The organism is Gracilibacillus suaedae (assembly GCF_017599345.1).
Lineage (GTDB): Bacteria > Bacillota > Bacilli > Bacillales > Amphibacillaceae > Gracilibacillus > Gracilibacillus suaedae.
The window spans coordinates 46,952-66,397 of the sequence record NZ_JAGFVL010000048.1 but is presented as its reverse complement, the minus strand read 5'-3'; the positions used below and the strand labels follow the sequence as shown (position 1 = coordinate 66,397).

The 19,446-nt window shown below is 36.3% G+C and carries 21 protein-coding genes; 10 read left to right on the top strand and 11 right to left on the bottom strand.

Annotation, left to right across the window (positions count from 1 at the left end; all coding sequences use genetic code 11):
• Positions 1-224 precede the first annotated feature (224 nt).
• The 3 genes from J5J03_RS14595 to J5J03_RS14585 all read right to left on the bottom strand — a co-directional run bounded on the left by J5J03_RS14595 (position 225) and on the right by J5J03_RS14585 (position 3,597).
• A complete protein-coding gene (locus tag J5J03_RS14595) occupies positions 225-983 on the bottom strand; it encodes a YjbA family protein (RefSeq protein WP_208590502.1) in 759 nt (252 codons plus the stop codon).
• A 419-nt stretch (positions 984-1,402) separates the two neighbouring features.
• A complete protein-coding gene (gene fabF, locus J5J03_RS14590) occupies positions 1,403-2,641 on the bottom strand; it encodes a beta-ketoacyl-ACP synthase II (protein ID WP_208590501.1) in 1,239 nt (412 codons plus the stop codon).
• 20 nt (positions 2,642-2,661) lie between these two features.
• Positions 2,662-3,597 carry a beta-ketoacyl-ACP synthase III gene (locus J5J03_RS14585; RefSeq protein WP_208590500.1) on the bottom strand — a complete coding sequence of 312 codons (936 nt, stop codon included), beginning with the start codon at positions 3,595-3,597 and terminating at the stop codon, positions 2,662-2,664.
• A 194-nt stretch (positions 3,598-3,791) separates the two neighbouring features.
• On the opposite strand from J5J03_RS14585, the gene J5J03_RS14580 reads away from it, so the two are divergent.
• Complete coding sequence (locus tag J5J03_RS14580) at positions 3,792-3,968, top strand: hypothetical protein (RefSeq protein WP_208590499.1); 177 nt, start codon at positions 3,792-3,794, stop codon at positions 3,966-3,968.
• A gap of 179 nt (positions 3,969-4,147) precedes the next feature.
• Here the strand turns inward: J5J03_RS14580 and J5J03_RS14575 are convergent, their stop codons facing one another.
• On the bottom strand, positions 4,148-5,128 hold the full coding sequence (locus J5J03_RS14575; RefSeq protein ID WP_331460501.1) for a BMP family ABC transporter substrate-binding protein: 981 nt from the start codon (positions 5,126-5,128) through the stop codon (positions 4,148-4,150).
• Positions 5,129-5,517: 389 nt separating this feature from the next.
• Between J5J03_RS14575 and J5J03_RS14570 the strand changes: the two genes are divergently transcribed.
• The 3 genes from J5J03_RS14570 (at position 5,518) to J5J03_RS14560 (ending at position 7,384) form a co-directional block, all read left to right on the top strand.
• Positions 5,518-5,691, top strand: a complete 174-nt coding sequence (locus J5J03_RS14570; RefSeq protein ID WP_208590495.1) for a DUF2929 family protein — start codon at positions 5,518-5,520, stop codon at positions 5,689-5,691.
• Positions 5,692-5,790: 99 nt separating this feature from the next.
• Positions 5,791-6,606 carry an undecaprenyl-diphosphate phosphatase gene (locus J5J03_RS14565; RefSeq protein ID WP_208590493.1) on the top strand — a complete coding sequence of 272 codons (816 nt, stop codon included), beginning with the start codon at positions 5,791-5,793 and terminating at the stop codon, positions 6,604-6,606.
• A gap of 82 nt (positions 6,607-6,688) precedes the next feature.
• On the top strand, positions 6,689-7,384 hold the full coding sequence (locus J5J03_RS14560) for a Crp/Fnr family transcriptional regulator (protein ID WP_208590491.1): 696 nt from the start codon (positions 6,689-6,691) through the stop codon (positions 7,382-7,384).
• Positions 7,385-7,681: 297 nt separating this feature from the next.
• Here the strand turns inward: J5J03_RS14560 and J5J03_RS14555 are convergent, their stop codons facing one another.
• The gene (locus J5J03_RS14555; protein ID WP_018933358.1) at positions 7,682-7,993 is read right to left on the bottom strand and encodes a metal-sulfur cluster assembly factor; all 312 of its coding nucleotides are present in this window, start codon (positions 7,991-7,993) and stop codon (positions 7,682-7,684) included.
• 68 nt (positions 7,994-8,061) lie between these two features.
• Complete coding sequence (locus tag J5J03_RS14550; RefSeq protein WP_208590523.1) at positions 8,062-8,826, bottom strand: prolyl oligopeptidase family serine peptidase; 765 nt, start codon at positions 8,824-8,826, stop codon at positions 8,062-8,064.
• A 143-nt stretch (positions 8,827-8,969) separates the two neighbouring features.
• Here J5J03_RS14550 and J5J03_RS14545 point away from each other — a divergent pair, with 143 nt between their 5' ends.
• The 3 genes from J5J03_RS14545 (at position 8,970) to J5J03_RS14535 (ending at position 10,603) form a co-directional block, all read left to right on the top strand.
• Complete coding sequence (locus tag J5J03_RS14545) at positions 8,970-9,824, top strand: Cof-type HAD-IIB family hydrolase (protein WP_208590489.1); 855 nt, start codon at positions 8,970-8,972, stop codon at positions 9,822-9,824.
• 186 nt (positions 9,825-10,010) lie between these two features.
• Positions 10,011-10,208, top strand: a complete 198-nt coding sequence (locus tag J5J03_RS14540) for a DUF3813 family protein (RefSeq protein ID WP_208590487.1) — start codon at positions 10,011-10,013, stop codon at positions 10,206-10,208.
• A gap of 131 nt (positions 10,209-10,339) precedes the next feature.
• Positions 10,340-10,603, top strand: a complete 264-nt coding sequence (locus J5J03_RS14535) for a NifU N-terminal domain-containing protein (protein WP_100359601.1) — start codon at positions 10,340-10,342, stop codon at positions 10,601-10,603.
• A gap of 349 nt (positions 10,604-10,952) precedes the next feature.
• On the opposite strand, the gene J5J03_RS14530 is transcribed toward J5J03_RS14535, so the two are convergent.
• Positions 10,953-11,813 (bottom strand): BsuPI-related putative proteinase inhibitor, encoded by an 861-nt coding sequence (locus J5J03_RS14530; RefSeq protein WP_208590485.1) that lies wholly within the window; start codon positions 11,811-11,813, stop codon positions 10,953-10,955.
• 50 nt (positions 11,814-11,863) lie between these two features.
• A complete protein-coding gene (locus J5J03_RS14525) occupies positions 11,864-12,712 on the bottom strand; it encodes a YitT family protein (protein WP_208590483.1) in 849 nt (282 codons plus the stop codon).
• Between the two features lie 233 nt (positions 12,713-12,945).
• On the opposite strand from J5J03_RS14525, the gene J5J03_RS14520 reads away from it, so the two are divergent.
• Positions 12,946-13,806, top strand: a complete 861-nt coding sequence (locus J5J03_RS14520; protein ID WP_208590481.1) for a DegV family protein — start codon at positions 12,946-12,948, stop codon at positions 13,804-13,806.
• 186 nt (positions 13,807-13,992) lie between these two features.
• Positions 13,993-14,853: an SDR family oxidoreductase gene (locus J5J03_RS14515; protein ID WP_208590480.1), complete on the top strand. Its 861-nt coding sequence runs from the start codon at positions 13,993-13,995 to the stop codon at positions 14,851-14,853.
• 18 nt (positions 14,854-14,871) lie between these two features.
• On the opposite strand, the gene J5J03_RS14510 is transcribed toward J5J03_RS14515, so the two are convergent.
• From J5J03_RS14510 to J5J03_RS14500, 3 genes are all read right to left on the bottom strand, one after another.
• Positions 14,872-15,375: a DinB family protein gene (locus J5J03_RS14510; protein WP_208590478.1), complete on the bottom strand. Its 504-nt coding sequence runs from the start codon at positions 15,373-15,375 to the stop codon at positions 14,872-14,874.
• Between the two features lie 748 nt (positions 15,376-16,123).
• A complete protein-coding gene (locus J5J03_RS14505; RefSeq protein WP_208590477.1) occupies positions 16,124-17,032 on the bottom strand; it encodes a macrolide 2'-phosphotransferase in 909 nt (302 codons plus the stop codon).
• A 497-nt stretch (positions 17,033-17,529) separates the two neighbouring features.
• Positions 17,530-18,099, bottom strand: coding sequence for a flavin reductase family protein (locus J5J03_RS14500; RefSeq protein WP_208590522.1), 570 nt, complete (start codon positions 18,097-18,099; stop codon positions 17,530-17,532).
• Between the two features lie 147 nt (positions 18,100-18,246).
• Between J5J03_RS14500 and J5J03_RS14495 the strand changes: the two genes are divergently transcribed.
• On the top strand, positions 18,247-18,957 hold the full coding sequence (locus J5J03_RS14495; protein WP_208590476.1) for an ArsR/SmtB family transcription factor: 711 nt from the start codon (positions 18,247-18,249) through the stop codon (positions 18,955-18,957).
• The last annotated feature ends 489 nt before the right edge of the window (positions 18,958-19,446 follow it).

Genomic DNA, 19,446 nt, shown 5'->3' with positions numbered 1-19,446 from the left:
TGCGGGAATAGCACGAGCCGAAAATCCGCTTTGCAAAGTGTTTTTCTTTGTCTACTCTAAAGATAGCGTATCAAAGCGAAGTAATTAGTCGGAGCGTTGGCAAATATACATAAAACATGTCAACATAACTACTTCGCTTAACACGGTCATTGCACTGATTTTATACTTTCTTACCTTCATATAAAAACCTTGGAGGCCCTAACAGCTCCAAGGTTTTTTACGTTTTATGAACGTAATGATTTAGTTGAATATGGTTGGTGCTCCCGCTCCCATATGTCTTCATAAAAAGCTTGCCCTTTAATAATTTGTTTGCAAAAAACTTCATGCTTTGTACTCCAACCGGTCACTAAATCGTTGTAAAGCTTTTCCCACGCTTCATTAAATGTCAATCTTTTAATGGAGTGATATTGCTCCGGCGCCCATTCTGTTAACCAGTATCTTACTTCCTCCAGACAATTAGCAACATCTAACTGATCCAAAGCAATCATTAATAATTGTTTTAATTGACGCTCTCTTCTCGTCAAACCCACCATATATTCCGGCGGTAATGATAAAATGTGAAATTCTTTATCCGTATGGTCAGGTATTGAATATGTCTTGGCGGTTCGTCCCTCAATCAGATCAAAAACTAACCGCTCCTGACGTGGGATTAGTCTGCTTTTTCGAATCGGTATATGATATCCCATCGTATCAAATGCGAGAATCGATGAACCGTTCGTGATGACGCAAGCATAATCAAGCTGTTGCCGTTCTTGATTTTTGCGAATGTAAGCACGTTGATAAATTTGATCTAACATAGATTGAGGTACATCTTGCAAATCGTTCTCAATGTATTGAAAGGTTTTGTCATCGATGAAGAGTATCGGAGCTTGATCTAGAATTTCAATACCATCTGATTTTCTCCATTCATGGAAGGGACAGACATTATAGCCGTTTTCTTCTCCTTCGAACCAATTGACCCATACATCATGTAAATACAACATATGACGAACCCTCACTTTGACTAATCTGTTTTATCAAACAGTATGACCAATACACAATAATTTATTCTTTTCTTGTTATTATTTAACAGAAAATAATGTCATCCTTTGAACAGATATCCCCATAAAAATAAGGCCAAGGAGGAAGAAATAACATTCAATTTTTGTTTGAACAATGGCAAAATAATCGAGAAAAGACAACCCAGCCGGTATAAAATTCAGATAAAGAATGATCGAGACGCCACCCGAAATAGATAATCCAAATCCTATTAAAAAAAGCAACACATAAATCACCACAACCCGCCCCTTAACCACTTTATACTAATTTATATGTACAAGCCCCCAAACTATGACAACAGGACGTTTATTGGTTATGGACTGCATAAAAAAAGAGGACAGCAATCCTGTCCCCTTCATAAATATTATTGATATTTTTTGAATGCGAGTGTTACGTTATGACCACCAAAACCTAATGAGTTACTAATGGCGATGTTGATATCTCTTTCGATCGCTTCGTTTGGTACATAGTTCAGGTCGCAAGCTTCATCTGGTGTTTCGTAATTGATCGTGGGTGGTAAAATACCGTCTTGAAGTGCTTTAACACATGCAATCGATTCAATCGCACCAGCCGCTCCTAATAAATGTCCTGTCATAGATTTCGTTGAGGAAACATCCATCTTGTAAGCATGGTCCTTGAAAACTGTTTTGATCGCTTGTGTTTCAAAAGAATCATTGTACTCTGTACTTGTACCATGCGCATTGACATAGTCCACATCCTCAGGAGATATTTCTGCACTATCAAGTGCTTGCTGCATTGCGCGTGCTGCTCCTTCTCCTTCAGGTGCTGGTGATGTAATATGATACGCATCACCGGAAGCGCCGTAACCTACAATTTCAGCATAAATAGTAGCGCCACGTTTTTCAGCAGATTCTAATGATTCCAGGATTAAAATTCCTGCTCCTTCCCCCATGACAAATCCATCACGATTTTTATCAAAAGGTCTACTTGCAGTATTTGGATCCTCATTAAATGACAATGCTTTTGCTGTTGAGAAGCCTGCAAAAGCCATTGGTGTTAATGGTGCCTCTGCTCCACCTGTGATCATGTAATCGGCATCTCCACGTTCGATAACTTTATAAGCGTCACCGATTGAGTTTGCCCCTGACGCGCAAGCAGTTACGGAACAGTTATTGATCCCTTTTGCTCCTAGTTGGATCGAGACTTGACCAGCAGCCATATCTGGAATTAGCATCGGTACGAAGAATGGACTAACTCGACGATAGCCTTTATCAACAAATTTTCTAAATTGTTCATCATACGTTGCCATACCACCAATACCAGAGCCAATCCACACTCCAACTCGATTAGCAATTTCATCAGTAATTTCAAGATTAGCGTCTTCTACCGCCATTTTCGCAGCACCTACTGCGTATTGTGTAAATAAATCCATGCGTTTTGAATCTTTTTTCTCCATATATTCGGTTGGGTCCCAATCTTTTACTTCACCAGCAACTTTAGCTGGAAAATCGTCTTTATTGACCTTTGTGACATAATCGATTCCAGAAGTACCAGATTTTAAATGATCCCAAAATTGAGCGATAGTATTTCCCAATGGTGTCACGGCACCCATACCAGTAATAACCACTCGATTTTTACTCATATCGATTCCTCCCTATTTTTTTATTTTCCCCATTTTAATGCTACAGCGCCCCATGTTAAACCTCCACCGAAGCCAACCAAGACGACTAAATCGTTATCCTTTATTTTAGCGTTTTTTACTCCTTCAGATAAAGCAATAGGTATCGAAGCAGCTGAAGTATTACCATATTTATTAACATTGACTGCCATTCGATCCTCTTCAATACCTAGCCGCTGTCTAGCAGCTTCCATAATACGAATATTTGCTTGATGCGGAATTAAATAATCGACATCTTCTTTAGCATAACCTGCTTTTTCTACCACATGTACTGATGATTCTGGCATTTGTCGTACCGCAAACTTAAATACTTCTCGACCATTCATAAAAATATAATCATCATTTTGTTCTAGATGCTTGCCACCACTACCATCAGCACCTAATTCAAAGGATAGTACACCCTTATCTTCACTTACAGGTCCCATTACTGCCGCACCTGCACCATCTCCAAACAAAACACAAGTATTGCGGTCTGTCCAGTCGGTGATTTTCGATAATTTGTCCGCACCGATTATTAATACATGTTTATATGCACCTGTTTCAATAAATTGTTTTGCCGTAATGACCCCGTACATAAATCCTGCACAAGCAGCACTGATATCCATTGCTGCAGCCTTTGTTGCACCTAAGCGTTCTTGCAGTTTACAGGATACTGTAGGAAAAGGTTGATCAGGTGTAACTGTTGCAACTAATATTAAATCCAAATCTTCCCCCGTGATTTCAGCTTCCTCTAATGCTTGTTCTGCTGCGTTAAATGCCATATCAGATGTATCTTCATTGTCATGAGCAATTCTTCTTTCTTCAATTCCAGTTCTTGTTCGAATCCACTCATCACTTGTATCGACGATTTTTTCCATATCAGCGTTAGTTAAAACTTTCTCTGGTGCATAATGACCAGTTCCAATTATTCCTGCTTTCATCCTTATCCTTCCTCTCAAAGGAATTGTTATCAATTATTAAGACTTGGTACTAATTTTATAGCAAGATCTCACTTTTTTCAAGTTTATTTATTTAAAGTCTATCCACTCTAAGGAAAAATACTCATTTACCAACGTTTCAAGAACCCATACATTCTAGTGGATTCTCCCATATGATGACTTTAGGAGGGATAAGTATGGAAAAGCATAATCGATTTGATGAATTAATGTTCGGTAAAAAGCAAATGGAAGAATCGGAAGAACCAGAAGAAAAAGACGAAAATTCTTTTAACTTATTTCAAACCGTACAATTACTAAATGATACGTACAAGAAATTATCACCTATCAAAGATATGTTCAAAAACATAAAATGAGATTATACCGTGATAAAAAAGAGGATGAGACAAATCAATTTTTTCCTATTCAAAGACAATAATGTAAAGAATTAAAATGAATATTATGCAATAAAAAAATCCGAACGATAGCAATTTCTAATCGTAGAAATTCGCATAATCGTTCGGATATTATTTTTATAAAAACACTTTTGTCCCAGCTATTTTTCCGTTTGATGAGGTAATAAGCCTGTTTCCTTATACTCTTCGATTAGTTCATTCAAATAATCGATAAAATCTTCTGACAAATGCTCGCTATACGGGCCCATAGTTATTACTTCTTCTTCAAAACCGAAGTTATAAATTCCTCCTTCTAATTCGCCTTCTTGCAATTGTTCAATGGCATAGACATATAATTTATCGATATGTTGAACCGTACTCGTTAATACAGACTGCCCACCAATAGGTTGCTGATCATTAACATACCCAATCGAATATATACCTTCATTCATAGCAGACTCAACAATGGAAACACTATAAGCATCGCCAGCTGGGTAAATAACATCCATATTTTGATTAAGCATTTTCTGATAATGCTCCACTGCCAGATCCTCTTCATACCAATCATAGACATACTGAATATCGACATTCACCTGATCGTTTTGATAGAGAACACCCTCATAAAAGCCTTCTACCTCTGGCTGCCATTCATAAGCAGCTATAATCCCTACTTGATTAGTTACCGTCATTTCACCTGCAACCATTCCAGCAAAAAAACCCATTGCTAAAGAGTTAAAATTGAGACTAATCAAATTATCTGCTGAATAGCCACCGTTTACATATATAAATTGAATATCAGGATATGATGCTTGTATTTGGTTAAAATATTCACCAAAGCTACTGCTATGACCGATAATAACTTGTACTCCTTCATTGGCAAATTCTTCAACGGCAATATTTACTTGCTGTTGTGTCTGGACACCTTCACGGAAATAAATATCCATATTGTATTCTTCTTGTATATCAAGTAACCCTCGATATCCTTTGTTGCCCCAACTTTGATCATGGATCGTGTTTTCAATTAGCATTCCAACACGTTCTATCTTTTCACCACTTGCATTGTAGTTACAGCCGGATAATATAGGAATAATTATAAGAAAAGTAAAAATGAGCAAGATAATATATTTTTTCAATATCCGCACTCCTTAAAGATTGGCTTAGACGAACAGACTATCCTTAGGACTATTTTATCGCTTAGTCGACATCACGTAAACCAAGAAAACATTACAAATAGATTACAATTGTATAGAAACCCTCGAAACGTCAGCATTCACAAAAGGATCACAAATTTTCTTTTGTACAAGATTTTTGTTTATTTTATTAATAAAATTTGATAAACTATAGATGGTGAAAAACGTAAGGGTATACATAATTCATAATAAAGTGAGACTATGATCAGTGGGGTTTTACCTCGCACTGATCATTAGCGAAACTTTCAGAGGGATAGCGTCTGTTATTCCCTACTAAGCTTGAAATAGGGGCTTATAGTGATAAATGGTATGGGATTCATAATAGATAGAGAGGTGAGACAATGAAATATTTCGCAACTATTTTTTGGGCAGTCATTATTTTAACCGTTGTATCATATGTACTAACAAGTATGGGTGGTCAAGAATTTAATATTGCTTCAGCTGTTTCCATAGCAGCTATTTTTAGTATCGTTGCAATTATTTTAGGTGACGGTATCTTAAAAGAAGAAGAATAACATGCAAGATAGATCACTTTCGTATTAACCGATAACCCTTGTCAACAAACAGTGACAAGGGTTATCTTTATGGAATACAGATTTTAGGGGGATACATAAATGGAAGAACTACTGTTATTGATCAAATATTTGTTTTTAGGGTTAGTACAAGGTTTCACTGAACCAATTCCTATTTCCTCAAGTGGTCACTTAGTATTATTACAGGACATATTCGGTGTAGGTGTAGATGGTTTATCATTTGAAGTGTTAGTCAATTTTGGTTCCCTAATTGCGGTATTGATGATTTATTGGAAGGATATTATCCAGCTCACCAAAAATGGTATTAACTATATGACTACAAAAGATAAAGCATATCATGATGATTTTATGTTTATCATTTATCTGGTTGTTGCCACGATCCCAGCAGCAGTACTTGGATTGCTATTAGATGATTATATTGAGTCAACCTTTGCAGACCGGGCAAAAATGGTTGGGATTACTTTAGTTATTACAGGTATTGCACTTTGGATTATTCGAAACTTACGCGGAAACAAAAATGATGGTGCCTTAACTATGAAAGATGCAGTTATCGTCGGCTTGGCTCAATCAGTTGCTTTATTACCTGGAATCAGCCGTTCAGGAGCGACGATTGTAGCGGCGATGTTATTAGGAATGAAACAAGAAACTGCTTTACGCTTTTCGTTCTTAATGTTTATACCTGTAAGTGTTGGTACGATGATGCTGTCTGTTGATGATTTGATAAATGATCCGAATTTTAATACACTTTGGATTCCGTATCTCATCGCCTTTATTGCAGCGATTATTGCTACTTATTATTCCTTACGCTGGTTTATGAACATTATGAGGAATGGAAATTTAAAATATTTCGCTTTCTATTGCTTTATCGTAGGTATTATCGCCTATATTCTTCTATGATAAATAGGTGGTGACCTCCCACGTGAATTTAAAGGCTTACGGGAATTGACGCCGTGATTAGACATGACAAGGAGGGAACATTATGAAACAGCAATCGATTGAAGATATTTTACATACGATTCCAATCTTCAAAGAATTAACGGTGTATGAAATCGACTCTTTAAAGACAATTGCTCATACTAAACGTTATCAAAAATATACACATGTTTTTATGCAAGATGACCAGCTTTCAAATGTCTACTTTATTTTAGAAGGTAAAATAAAGATATACAAAACAGATATCCATGGTCGGGAGCAAATCGTAAATATTTTGCATAATGGCGATATGTTTCCACACCAGGGATTCTTCCGACATGATAATTATCCGGCACATGCGGAAGTAATCGAGCCCAGTACCTTGGTTTATATACCGAAACAACAATTTGAAGATTTTTTAATGCAGTTTCCACAAATAAGTGTTAAATTGTTTCGAGTGCTTGGTGATATGATTGTCGATTTACAACAACGTTTGGAAGAACAAATTCTGCACAATACGCAGGAACAAGTCATGATGTTGATTTTGCGATTGGTAAAGAAACATGGTAAAGAAAATAGACATGGTGATGTTCTGTTAGCTAAACAATTCTCAAACAAAGAGCTAGCAAATATGATTGGTACGACTAGAGAAACCATCAGCAGAACACTCAGTCAATTAAAAAAAGAAAGCTTAATCGAACTCGCAGCAAATAATATGTGGAAAATTAATGTTGAGAAAATAGAAGACAAGTTGTTTGAATAGGTTGAGCGGACATTTAGTGCGTTATCTTACGAAATAGCACCCGTTTTTCGGTGTTGGCGGACATTTAATCCCTTATTCGGTTTCTTTTGATGAAAAACAGCTTTATTTTCGATGAATAACGGAATAGATGTCCGCAAGTATCCTAAAAACGCTATTTTTGTCACAAATAACGAAACAAATGTCCGCACTCACTTACTAGTATGAAATGTAATCCACTTTAATTCATAGTTTATGGATTGGATGCACCAATTTTTCATGTACTAAAAAAAGCGCCTTGTTAGAAGGGCGCTTTTCTTATTAATCCGGAATACCGAGTGCGATTTTTGCGTATCTCGACATACGGTCTTTAGACCATGGCGGATTCCAGACGATATTCACTTCTGTATCTTTTACTTCTGGAATATCTTCCATGACACGCTTCACATCTTGTTCAATGTGACCTGCAAGAGGACATCCCATTGCAGTTAGTGTCATTGTTACAGTAGCAATACCTTCATCATCAAGGTCTACACCATACACAAGACCTAAATTAACGATATCTATACCAAGCTCCGGGTCAATCACATTTTCCAGTGCTCCCATTAAATTCTCTTCTAGTGCTTGATCCATCTCAATCCCTCCTTCAAACTCTTATCATTTATTATAAAACAAATCGGACACTTTTTAAATGATTTAAATCATAGTTGATATTCTAACCACTTTACAAATTCTAAAATCGCAAACCGGCTAACTTTATGTCCGCGACCTATTTCTTTTAAGAAAGAGATATTTTCAGGGTTTTTGTAATGTTCAATCGCTTCTTCATAAAAACTATAGGCATGATCAAATGGAACTACCGTATCTTCTTCCCCGTGCCAGAAAAATAATGGTCTGCCAAATAATTTCTCCATTTGTAACGATAAATCAATGTCTTTTAATTCATTTATTAATAAGTGAAGTTGATCATCAGAGATTGGCAATTCTTTATGCTGAGCTTTCATGAAGCCAATTAATTGTTCAGCATATGCAGTGATCTTCGGTGAACCCATCAGCACCCCAGCTGTCTTAACCCATGAAAATTGCGTTAAGGCAGCAGCTGTCGTGATTCCCCCCATACTTGTACCGGCTAGCCCAAACCGATTCCCCTCCAGTAATTGCTTTGCGACTAATTCTTGATAAATACTTTCAATATCATCCAAATTTTGCTTTACAATATCAAAAAAGCGAAACTCTCTTTCCGCATGTGAAAGATCGACTTCTCTGTCACCGTGCAACATCGAATCAGGTAGTAATACTCGATATCCTTTTTCTGCTAATAAATATGCTATTGGTAGGTTATGTTCTTTAGCGCTTGTGAAGCCGTGTATGTATGTTAAAGTTGGTAATGCTTGCTCTTTCTTTTCTCCGTCAACGACATGTAATAACGGTATGTCGTGCCAATACTCTTTATTTATCGCTATCATCGGTACATTCCTTTCTCGTTCTTTTCTTATTTTCATGATATAACTTCTTAATCAAACATGCAAAATTTAGAAATAAAAATATACAAAACTTTACACCTGAAAGAAAGATCTTTAAACTATAATTACAATAGTGAGGTGAAGGTATGCAAACAAATAGACACTTGGTTGCGTTAGATCTAGACGGAACATTGTTAACCGATCGAAAGGAAATCAGCTCTTATACCAAATCAGTGGTTCAGCAAATCATCCAAGAAGGACATATCGTTGTGATCGCCACAGGTCGACCGCATCGTGCAAGTATTGCGTATTACCAAGAGCTTGGTTTACAAACTCCGATGGTTAACTTTAACGGTGCACTTATTCATCATCCAACCGATCAAAAATGGGACGTATTACACACACCACTCCCAAATCGAACTGCCAAAAAAATCATTCAAACCTGTTACGATTTTGAAGTCCATAATATTTTTGCTGAAATCAGAGATAATATGTACTTAGATCAGTTTGACCAACAAATTATCGATGTTTTTTCGGAACCTAATCAACAGGATTTGATTACAGTGGGAAGCTTAAAAAATCACTTACAAGAGGATCCTACCTCTTTATTAATCCACCCGAAAGACGAGCATATTGAGGAATTGCGTCAATATTTAGATGATAAACATGCATCCATTATTGAACATAGAAAATGGGGTGTACCTTGGAATGTAATTGAAGTTGTACGAAAAGGGATTAACAAAGCTGTTGGCTTGAAAAAAATTGCACATTATTTCCACATCCCTGTCGATAATATCATTGCATTTGGTGACGAAGATAATGACCTCGAAATGATCGAATATGCGGGTGTTGGTGTCGCAATGGGAAATGCTATTGATGAATTAAAACAAATCGCTAATTACGAAACCAAAACCAATGAAGAAGACGGTATCGGCAATTTCCTTGTAGATTATTTAAAATTGGAAGCTAACGTTAAGGTTGGCAAAGATCTATCTGAATAGAAATTCACGATTAATCCATAATAAGCATGAACATCAAATTGGTGTTCATGCTTTTTCCTTAAGCTCTGTTTCAGTGGTGGTTTATCAAAGATCAAAGCTTCCATTAGTTCATTACCACCATTAAAAAGGATCATAATGGTAATCCAACTGATAAGCCTAGTGATTCAATAGACAGGAGGATTTATTATGCAAAACCAATTGTTTCAGCAAGCAAGAGATGCCGTCAATCGCTTAATGAATCGCGCGAACGGGAACTTCAGTGAGCAAGATAAACAAGCAGCTCAAAATGCGATTCAAACTGCTTATACAAATGCAACAGCAGAAGAACAGCAAGAACTTCGCGAATTAGAGAATCAATTAAAGCAACAGAATGAATTAAAGTAAGCTCCTCTATTTAAAGAAGGTATGCGAAATCGTATACCTTCTTTTCTTGATTCAGCATCTGTTGAATTCCTTTCATAATCAACTACATTTTGATATGATTATGATAAAGTCGTTTTATAGGAGGAAAGACTATGAGTATTCATGTAGAAGCAACACCAAATCCAAACGCAATGAAATTTACTAGTGACAAAATGATTTTTGAAGGAAATAATAGTATTTCTGTTATGCCTGGTCAAACAAGTGAACATGATATTTTAAATGAACTAATGAAACTAGAAGGTGTCGATAATGTATTTGGTTTTCAACACTTTATCACAGTTAACAAAAAAATGGATGTCGAATGGGACGAGCTTACTGGTAAAGTAGAAGAAGTTATTACTAAATACGGTTATTAATCAAAAAAGGTAATTAAACAAAACTTTGAAGATTCCTTCGTAATTGAATAAAGTAGCCCCACCAGAGAAATACTCTGATGAGGATGTTAAGTTTATCAACTAATCTTCTAACTTTCTTTGATATTTCACCATACCTTTTAGTCGGAATTTACCTTGTTTATTGAATTTTTATAATGGTGACCTTTTTCTAATAAAAGGATCAAATGAAGAAGAACCTTTTTTAGTAGTACTAAACTATTCGTCCTATAGTTAATAATACGCAAATATTAGATAATAGATAAACGCCTGGTTAGAACTTTTTCTAACCAAGCGTTTTCTATGTTCATTCCACGATATGTGGACTACTTACTTATGGCATTACCTCTAATTGTACTGGTCTTTGTTCAGAACGATCTTCTGTATACAGTAACATGACAACTGCCCCGTTCTGAGGTAACATATCCTCGTCAATCGAAATATGGATCTCAAACTCCTGCCATCCATCGCCTTCAACAGGAATTTCTGTTTGCTCCACTAAATAATTATGGCCATCCTCTACCTCATAATAGGTTACACCGACACTGGTATCAACCTCTCCTGTAACGGTATATTCGCCATTTTCTCCTTCTACGTCAACTGAGCGAAAAGGGCCATCTTCATCAGCTACAGTGTCCTCTAGTGTAATGGTAATCGTTTGTTGCAATGGCTCACCTTCTACCTGCTGTCCGTTTATTTCAGCTGGTAACAGCGTCATTTCTACTTCATACTCACCAGGCTCCAAATATTCAATCATGTCCCAGGACTCTGCCCAGTTCTTGAATTCACCAGGTTCTAATGATTCTTCAACCAAAGCTTCGGTAAACATTTTTCCTTCTGAATATTGATAAAATAATTCATCTTCTTGAAACAACTTAATTTCAAATTGTTGACCAGAAGTAAACATCAAGTCAACGGTCTCTTCAGTTTTGTTGATTAACTGAAGTTTAAAATCAATCGCTGTACCTTGTTGTTCTGCAGCAACTTTCAAATCTAAATTTTCCATAATAGCTGAAAGAGCCTCCGTTTCGGATTGAGTTTCTTCTTCGTTAGCATTCTCTGATTCGGGTGATTCTTCAGTAGAATTATCTACCGGTACCGAATCATCTGTTTCTGTTTCTTCCACATCCGAAGAACCACAAGCCATTAACAACATCATCAAAATAATCGATATGAGAGAGATATATTTTTTCATATTTCTGCGACCCCCTTTAAAAGATTAGATGTTTGATACGAGAAAAGTGTTCAATCATTTCGTCGGAAGAATCCATAGACACCTGCTGTCTGAATAACATTCGTAAAGGCATTCTCATCTACTTCATGGATAATCCGTTCTAAATCATATAACTCATATCTGGTTATAACTAAATATAACATATGCTTATCTTCTTTTGTATAAGCACCTTTAACCGGCAGTATCGTAATTCCTCGAATCATCGTGTCATGAATGGCTTTTTGCAACTCATCTGCTTTTTTCGTTACAATCATAGCTGTCACTTTCTCATGACGAGTATGTATACCATCGATAACTCGTGTTGTTACATACAAACCTACTAAAGTATAAAGTGCATTCTCCGGCTCATTTAAGATACCAGCGATAACAATAATCATTCCGTTAATTGCCATTAAATAACCGCCAATTGGCTTGTCCTTCATCCGAGATAAAACCATTGCGATAATATCAGAGCCACCTGTGGAAGCACCCCACTTCAAGGTAATACCGACACCAACACCGGCAATAACTCCACCAAATACTGCATTAAGCAATATATCATTGGACAAATTAACAATCGGCAACACCTCTAAGAAAAAAGAGGTAGCAATAACCGAAAGAAAACTGTAGATCGTAAAGCCACGACCTACCATTAACCAACCGATAATAGCTACTGGTATATTGAGAATTAATAAAATAATACCGGTACTTGCAATTTCTACTCCTAAGTAATCAGAAAAAACAGTAGCTAAAATTTGTGAAATACCAGTAAAGCCACTAGCATATACATTTGCGCCAATCAAGAAAAAATTAAGACCAATTGCATTAAGTATTGCACCAACTATTACAATTGCTATTCGTTTTGCTTCCATTAAAAACATGTTGTTCATCCCTCCTGTTAACGGAACCCACATGATTCCATACCCTTTTATCTCATTACATAATCTCTTTTGCACAAGAATAAACTATACTAGAATCTGATCTGGAAACCAAGTATTTTAAACAAAAAAGTTGGTGAATTTATTTTGACGTAACTGTTCGTTAAGCTTACACTTATATTAAGCTAAAACACGATCATCATACATGATCCAAAAGGAAAAAAGGAGGGGTTACATTGGCTGTAAAAATTCTTGCAGATTCTGCTTGTGATCTTTCATCAGAAGATTTTCAACAATTTGACATCGAAATGTTACCATTAACGGTTCAACTGGATGGTGAAGATTACGAAGATGGTATTAGTATTTCTTCAAAAAAAGTTTACGATGCCATGAGAGAAGGCAAAGCGCCCAAAACGGCACAAGTCAGTCCACAAGTGTTTAAAGATGCTTTCGAAAAACATGCCAAGGCAGGAAACCAGGTCTTATATTTAGCTTTTTCTTCAGAACTGTCTGGTACATATCAAGGGGCAAAATTAATGGAACAAGAAGTGAAAGAAGAATCCCCTGATTTTGAATTACATGTTCTTGATACGAAATGCGCATCATTAGGGTATGGGCTTGTTGTTCTGAAAGCTGCAGAACTAGCTCAATCAGGTGCTAGCATGGAAGAAATACTCGAAGTAAGTAAACACTACTATGAACATATGGAACATATTTTCACTGTAGACGACTTAGAATATTTGTACCGTGGAGGTCGTGTCAGTAAAACAGCCGCTTTTGTCGGTACATTATTAAAAGTAAAACCTTTATTACACATGGAAGATGGAAAACTGATTCCACTAGAAAAGGTGAGAGGTTCCAAAAAAGTGTTTAAGCGTATGATCGAAGTGATGGAGGAACGCGGTAAAGATCTTGACAACCAATTAGTGGCGATCAGCCATGGCGATGCATTGGATACAGCTGAACATATCGCAAGCATGATCCGCGAAAAATGGAATGTGAGAGATATCAAAATTAACATGGTTGGTTCTGCCATCGGTGCACATTCCGGACCAGGTACAATCGCGCTATTTTTCTTAAATGATTCTCCGAAATAAAAATAGACTGTTCCAAGTAGGAGTTTTGCGATCGAGTTAATATCGTAACAAACACCTCATTTTTATTGGACGCTTTTCACCACTTACTGGACACTTTAGAAAATCCTTGCACTCGCAGGGATTTTTTACGTATGTAGTTCTTCAATTTTGCCATACTAGGAGAAAAAGCTTCGAGGAGTGTCCAAAATGTCAGCAAACCAGCAAAAACAAGTATTGCCGAAGCAGCATCAAGATCGACAACCTGGTTTTGAATATAAGATGACCCCTCTTCCAGTCAGTGTACTTGACAATTATCAGGGGAGTAATAAATTAAAAGATAAAGTTGCGATCATTTCTGGTGGGGACAGCGGAATTGGTCGTTCTGTTGCGATTCATTTTGCCAAAGAAGGAGCAAATATCGCCATCATCTACTTCGACGAAGATCAAGATGCCAATGACACGAAGAAAATGGTGGAACAAGAAGGTAAAGCATGTAGTCTATTTCGCGGAGATATTTCGCATAGTGAGTTTAGTAAAGATGTTGTGAAAAAAGTAATCGATGAACATGGTAAAATTGATATTATTGTGAATAATGCTGCGGTTCAATATCCACAGCAGGATTTTCTTCAAATTACCGATGATCAATTAGAAAAAACATTCCGCACAAATATTTTTGGTTATTTTTATCTCACAAGAGCAGCACTCCCTCATTTAAAACAAGGTAGTTCAATCATTAATACTTCTTCGATTACCGCTTTTCAAGGTAATGAAAGTTTGATTGATTACTCCAGTACCAAGGGAGCCATTACGACATTTACGAAATCTCTCGCAAAATCGCTAGTCACCCAAGGAATTCGCGTCAACAGTGTTGCACCTGGACCAATCTGGACACCACTGATTCCAGCAAGCTTTGATGAGAATCAAGTTGCAACCTTTGGGTCTGATACCGAAATAGGGCGACCTGGTGAATCAGCGGAAGTTGCACCAGCATATGTCTACCTTGCAAGTAATGATGCTAGTTATGTAACGGGTCAAACCATTCATGTTAATGGTGGAAAAATCGTTTAACAGTATGTGTCGCGAAATTCATTTAAAAAGAAAAAACACGTAATCTGTTGGTACACCCCGTTCACCCTGTTGATGAAGCATTGCCGTTAGATTACCACGATGGTATGTTCCATGATTAACGACATGATGAACTAAATCAACTAGGGTGAACTCACATACTCCATGTTGTGGATGCTCTGTAGTGATCGAATGTTCAGGATTCTTATGTATATTGAAAAATTTATAATACGCTGTTGAAAGTTGATCATACAGTTCTTCTAGATCAACTATTGAAGCTTGTGATGCTTGAGATTTTTGATGTTCAACTTTTTTTATGATGGTATGAAAATTACTTCCTTTCATCACCTCCAGCCAAGTTATATCAGTAGCATAAAGATGAGTCAGCACTTCTGAAATGGAAGTAAAAACACTTTTAACCTTGCCGTTTAAAATTTCATCAGGTAGCTGCTTTAAATGTTGAAATATTTTTTTATTTGCCCACACGTGATAATCATATATTTTTATTACCTGACTATTTGTCATCTAATCACTCCTTTATATCAATTAACAAGATTATTTTTAAATCAATAAATGGTACCTTTAAATTTCTCTGGATTTTACTTAACCTTCAATAATATAGCCACAATTGATACAAATTATATACTCCACATCAGAACCACAACTCATTTTGTTTACAGGTTGCATCGCTGCATATCCACCATGCTTACCAAGCCCCCATTCCGTTTCCCCACATTTTGGGCATGCTGATACTCCTTTATACTGAACAGGTTATGCTAGAATTACGTTTTAAAGGCTATTTGTGTTTCATTAATTTTCTTATCTTAGTAGCAAAGACTTCTAGTCAATAACCATGCCAAATACAATATGATTATATGTTTGAATACTATTTGAAGAAGTCATAAACCTTTGAATTTTACTACATAACCTGGTCGAGCATTTACCTTGTGGTCATTAACTCACTCCAGAGCTGCAGGTAAAGTTAGGTTTTCTATTGTAATTCGGATTACCTCGATGCTCTGGTGTAAATGCTACATCTGCATGGTTTTATGGTACCTTTTTAGATTTAGGATGAGTAGGTGTACTGGATAGCTTTTATTGCCGATGAATGGCTAAGAGGAGTCTTAACTAAGAAGATGGCGATCAAGAACTTGGGTGAAGAAAGTATTTTTCAGAAAAGAAACGAAAGCTGCGGCGGAATAAATCAAAAGCATACCAGTGCACGTGGTGAACGGTATGCTTTTTGCTCTTTTAACAGATGGAAAGAAGACTTCTATTTTTTAGTAACCTCTAATGCTTGTTTTGCCATTTTCTCATATTCAACCAAGCCGGAAACTAATGCAAACTCAGCGATGGCTACTGGATAAGCAGCGCTTAATTCCATAATATGTTCTTTCATTAATGGCCAACTATAACCTCCCGCTTCTTTGTAAGCATCAATTAGGGAAACTAGCCCATCCTCACCAAAAAGTTGATAATATCCTACAAAATCATTCGATATATCTGTTACCTTTACTTCTGTCCAATCAATTATGCCGGTAACATTTGCTTCTTCATCTATTAAAAGATGACCTGCATGGATATCACCATGAATGAAACCTGTTCGTTTTGGCCACATTTCATCATTATTCACCCATGTTTTCCAACGATGCCATAAAGCTTCACCTACCCCGAACTTTTCCTTCACAGCCGCCATTCTTTCGATCATAGACTGTCTCGCTTCTTCTGGGCTGTGGACAATTAAGTCGGAATTTACTACATTCTCTGCTGGAATGTTATGAAGTTCTGCCAGAGCACTTGCTAATGATTTATGAAAATTAGCTGGTACATGGTTAATATCAATTTCCCATACATAATTTTGAATCTCATGATCTATTGTTCCAGCCGGTATTCCATTTAATTTCTTATACGCAATCAAGTCTTCTTCATATATCAACCAGTTGGGAGCCTGAAAAGTTGATACATATTCGTTCACTACATCTAAAGCTTTTTTCTCCACTTTCGTTCTCGGCATTACATCAGGTCTTCGAGGAATACGTAATATCCACTCCTCTCCTTCCGGATCTTTTGCAAATACAACCTGAAAATCTAACCCCGACTCATTATACTGTAAAGAATCTCCTTGTAATGGAAGATTATATTTCCTCGCTATGTCCATCACTTCTTGTATTGATTTACTCACTTTTCATCACATCCTCATCATTTCTCAAATAAAAAAAACACAGGTGTACTATCCTGTGCTGAATAATCGGATTTTTGCTTTGTGAGTTATAAAAATCATCCATAAAAACATAACAAGAAAACTGGATTCAAAATAAAATAATCCTGCTCATTCGTTACAAATTATATATTATTGGGTTATTGAATATACAATTTATTTGTTTATGATGATTACTTAAAAATAGGGAAACCTATCCGATTACTCTACACACAGGCAGAGCCTTTAAACACTATAAAATTAGTAGTATAAAGATTAAAATCGAATTCTAATATAGTAGATCCCCATTTTCAAGCAACCCTCCGTTCCTTTAAGTTATAAAAATTATAACAGACGCACCTATATGTTGCAATCATTAGAATGGCTAATTCAATTCTCATGTAGTTTAAAACGCTTGGATTAAACTATTTATCCAAACGTTTTATGTGCAATTTTTTGTAGGATAACTATTTTTCTAATTATCAAGTTTCTGAACGGAATGTTTTGCCCACCTCTTTCCCTAATTCAAAGTAATGCCTAAAATTATATATTAATGGACTCCATTTAGATGGATCAATATAATTTTCATTTTGTATTATGCTATCGTCTGCATGAAAATGTAATACTTGTGTTTCAACAATTGCAAACAATGGATTATATTCAGGGGTTCGAATATTTTTAACCAATGCTTCGATTTGAATAGGACATTCTTTTATTCGAGTGGGAGAGACCGTTTTTGATTCTAAGGGAGTTAATCCTGAAGATTCAAATTTATCTTTTTTATAAGTGAATCCGATCTCTTGCTTGTAAGAAGGGATAGCTTTTTTTCCGGTATAAGAAGAAATTTTTTCAACATTATCCCAAAGGTTTGGACTGGGTAAATTAATAACACATTCTTTATACCTTTCTAAGTTTTCGATAGCTTTCCCTCCAAGTCCTATTCCAAGAACAATGCAGTCACCTAGAGCCCAAGACGAAGACATTGGACTTATGTTAGTTGTTCCGTCTTCATTTAACGTGTTAAGAAGCAATGTTGGTGTTCCATAATACATAATTTTAGGCTTAATTTCTTTAAAACTTAACGTGTCCTGATTTGTTGTCCTATTCAAGTTTTTTCCTCCTTTAACTTCATTACATTTATATTGTAAATCTTAAAAATTTCGACTATCATCGAAATATGAATGTAAGGAGGGAAAATGATGAATCCTAATGTTTCTAAAATCGCTTCATTACTATCAGATCCAACGCGATCAGCTATTTTACTTAGTCTTATGGATGGAAATATCCACCCAGCTAGTGAATTAGCTCTTATTGCTAAGGTAAAACCCCAAACTGCTAGTTTCCATCTACACAAAATGCTAGAGGCAAACCTTGTTAACGTGGAAAAGCATGGAAGACATCGTTATTATAAGTTAATTAACAGTGATGTAGCAAAAGTAATAGAGCAAATGTTGAGTATTTCACCTAGCTCTCTTGTTACATCATATAGAGAATCTAGAGAGCAAAAGGCAATCCATTTCGCCCGAACTTGTTATGATCATTTGGCAGGTTATCTAGGTGTACAGATTACAAATTCTCTTATGAAACAAGATTATATAAAAAAGATAGATTTAAATTTTGAAGTAACACCGAAAGGATCCAAGTTTTTTCAAGACTTTGGCATAAATCTAGAAGAACAGAAAAAGAAGCGGAGAGCATATGCTCGTTGTTGCTTAGACTGGAGTGAGCGACAACATCATATTGCTGGAGCACTGGGAAATGCTTTACTATTACAGATGCTCGAACGACAATGGATAACACGCTTGCCTAATACACGGGCTGTTCAAGTAACTCCAACTGGAAAAATTGAATTACAGAAACTTTTCAAATTCGATTACGAAAATAATCTTAGTACTTTTGAAGAAAGTTAACTAGAGAATTCTAGTGAAGCTTTTGGATAAAATTCTATTGTAGTGATCCCTAGCGTTTCTCTTGTCAAACTAGAGTAATAAGCGTAAACAAAAAATATAGTTAAGAAAAACCGGCAACCCCGCCGGTCCATTATTAAATGCTAAAGTAGGTGTCGATTACTTTGGTAGTAATGATGAAATATATGAAGAGCTTGACCACTACTCCGGCTGCCCACTTCCCTTTCCGTGGGGTTTGACCTTCCGCTAACTTTTTCGAGCAAAAACCGCTCGAAAAAGTGGATCTTCAGGCCAAACAATTCCCACAGGAGTGAAAGCGGGCGGCCTACGCTAAGTACTGCTCTACAACGCAAGCATGAAGTAACACAGCAGCTTTTATACTCGCGGATAGCGATTTTTAACTTTGTTCTTTGTAAAAAGTCAATCTATTACTTATGACAAGAATTGTTGCACCTTCTCATAGCGGAGACTATTTACGGAGACTCCTGCGGG

Excerpts from the sequence above, each read along its gene's own strand:
- J5J03_RS14595 (WP_208590502.1), bottom strand. The coding sequence starts at position 983 with ATGTTGTATTTACATGATGTATGGGTCAATTGGTTCGAAGGAGAAGAA.
- fabF (WP_208590501.1), bottom strand. The coding sequence starts at position 2,641 with ATGAGTAAAAATCGAGTGGTTATTACTGGTATGGGTGCCGTGACACCA.
- J5J03_RS14585 (WP_208590500.1), bottom strand. The coding sequence starts at position 3,597 with ATGAAAGCAGGAATAATTGGAACTGGTCATTATGCACCAGAGAAAGTT.
- J5J03_RS14580 (WP_208590499.1), top strand. The coding sequence starts at position 3,792 with ATGGAAAAGCATAATCGATTTGATGAATTAATGTTCGGTAAAAAGCAA.
- J5J03_RS14570 (WP_208590495.1), top strand. The coding sequence starts at position 5,518 with ATGAAATATTTCGCAACTATTTTTTGGGCAGTCATTATTTTAACCGTT.
- J5J03_RS14565 (WP_208590493.1), top strand. The coding sequence starts at position 5,791 with ATGGAAGAACTACTGTTATTGATCAAATATTTGTTTTTAGGGTTAGTA.
- J5J03_RS14560 (WP_208590491.1), top strand. The coding sequence starts at position 6,689 with ATGAAACAGCAATCGATTGAAGATATTTTACATACGATTCCAATCTTC.
- J5J03_RS14555 (WP_018933358.1), bottom strand. The coding sequence starts at position 7,993 with ATGGATCAAGCACTAGAAGAGAATTTAATGGGAGCACTGGAAAATGTG.
- J5J03_RS14550 (WP_208590523.1), bottom strand. The coding sequence starts at position 8,826 with ATGATAGCGATAAATAAAGAGTATTGGCACGACATACCGTTATTACAT.
- J5J03_RS14545 (WP_208590489.1), top strand. The coding sequence starts at position 8,970 with ATGCAAACAAATAGACACTTGGTTGCGTTAGATCTAGACGGAACATTG.
- J5J03_RS14540 (WP_208590487.1), top strand. The coding sequence starts at position 10,011 with ATGCAAAACCAATTGTTTCAGCAAGCAAGAGATGCCGTCAATCGCTTA.
- J5J03_RS14535 (WP_100359601.1), top strand. The coding sequence starts at position 10,340 with ATGAGTATTCATGTAGAAGCAACACCAAATCCAAACGCAATGAAATTT.
- J5J03_RS14530 (WP_208590485.1), bottom strand. The coding sequence starts at position 11,813 with ATGAAAAAATATATCTCTCTCATATCGATTATTTTGATGATGTTGTTA.
- J5J03_RS14525 (WP_208590483.1), bottom strand. The coding sequence starts at position 12,712 with ATGTTTTTAATGGAAGCAAAACGAATAGCAATTGTAATAGTTGGTGCA.
- J5J03_RS14515 (WP_208590480.1), top strand. The coding sequence starts at position 13,993 with ATGTCAGCAAACCAGCAAAAACAAGTATTGCCGAAGCAGCATCAAGAT.
- J5J03_RS14510 (WP_208590478.1), bottom strand. The coding sequence starts at position 15,375 with ATGACAAATAGTCAGGTAATAAAAATATATGATTATCACGTGTGGGCA.
- J5J03_RS14500 (WP_208590522.1), bottom strand. The coding sequence starts at position 18,099 with ATGTATTATGGAACACCAACATTGCTTCTTAACACGTTAAATGAAGAC.
- J5J03_RS14495 (WP_208590476.1), top strand. The coding sequence starts at position 18,247 with ATGAATCCTAATGTTTCTAAAATCGCTTCATTACTATCAGATCCAACG.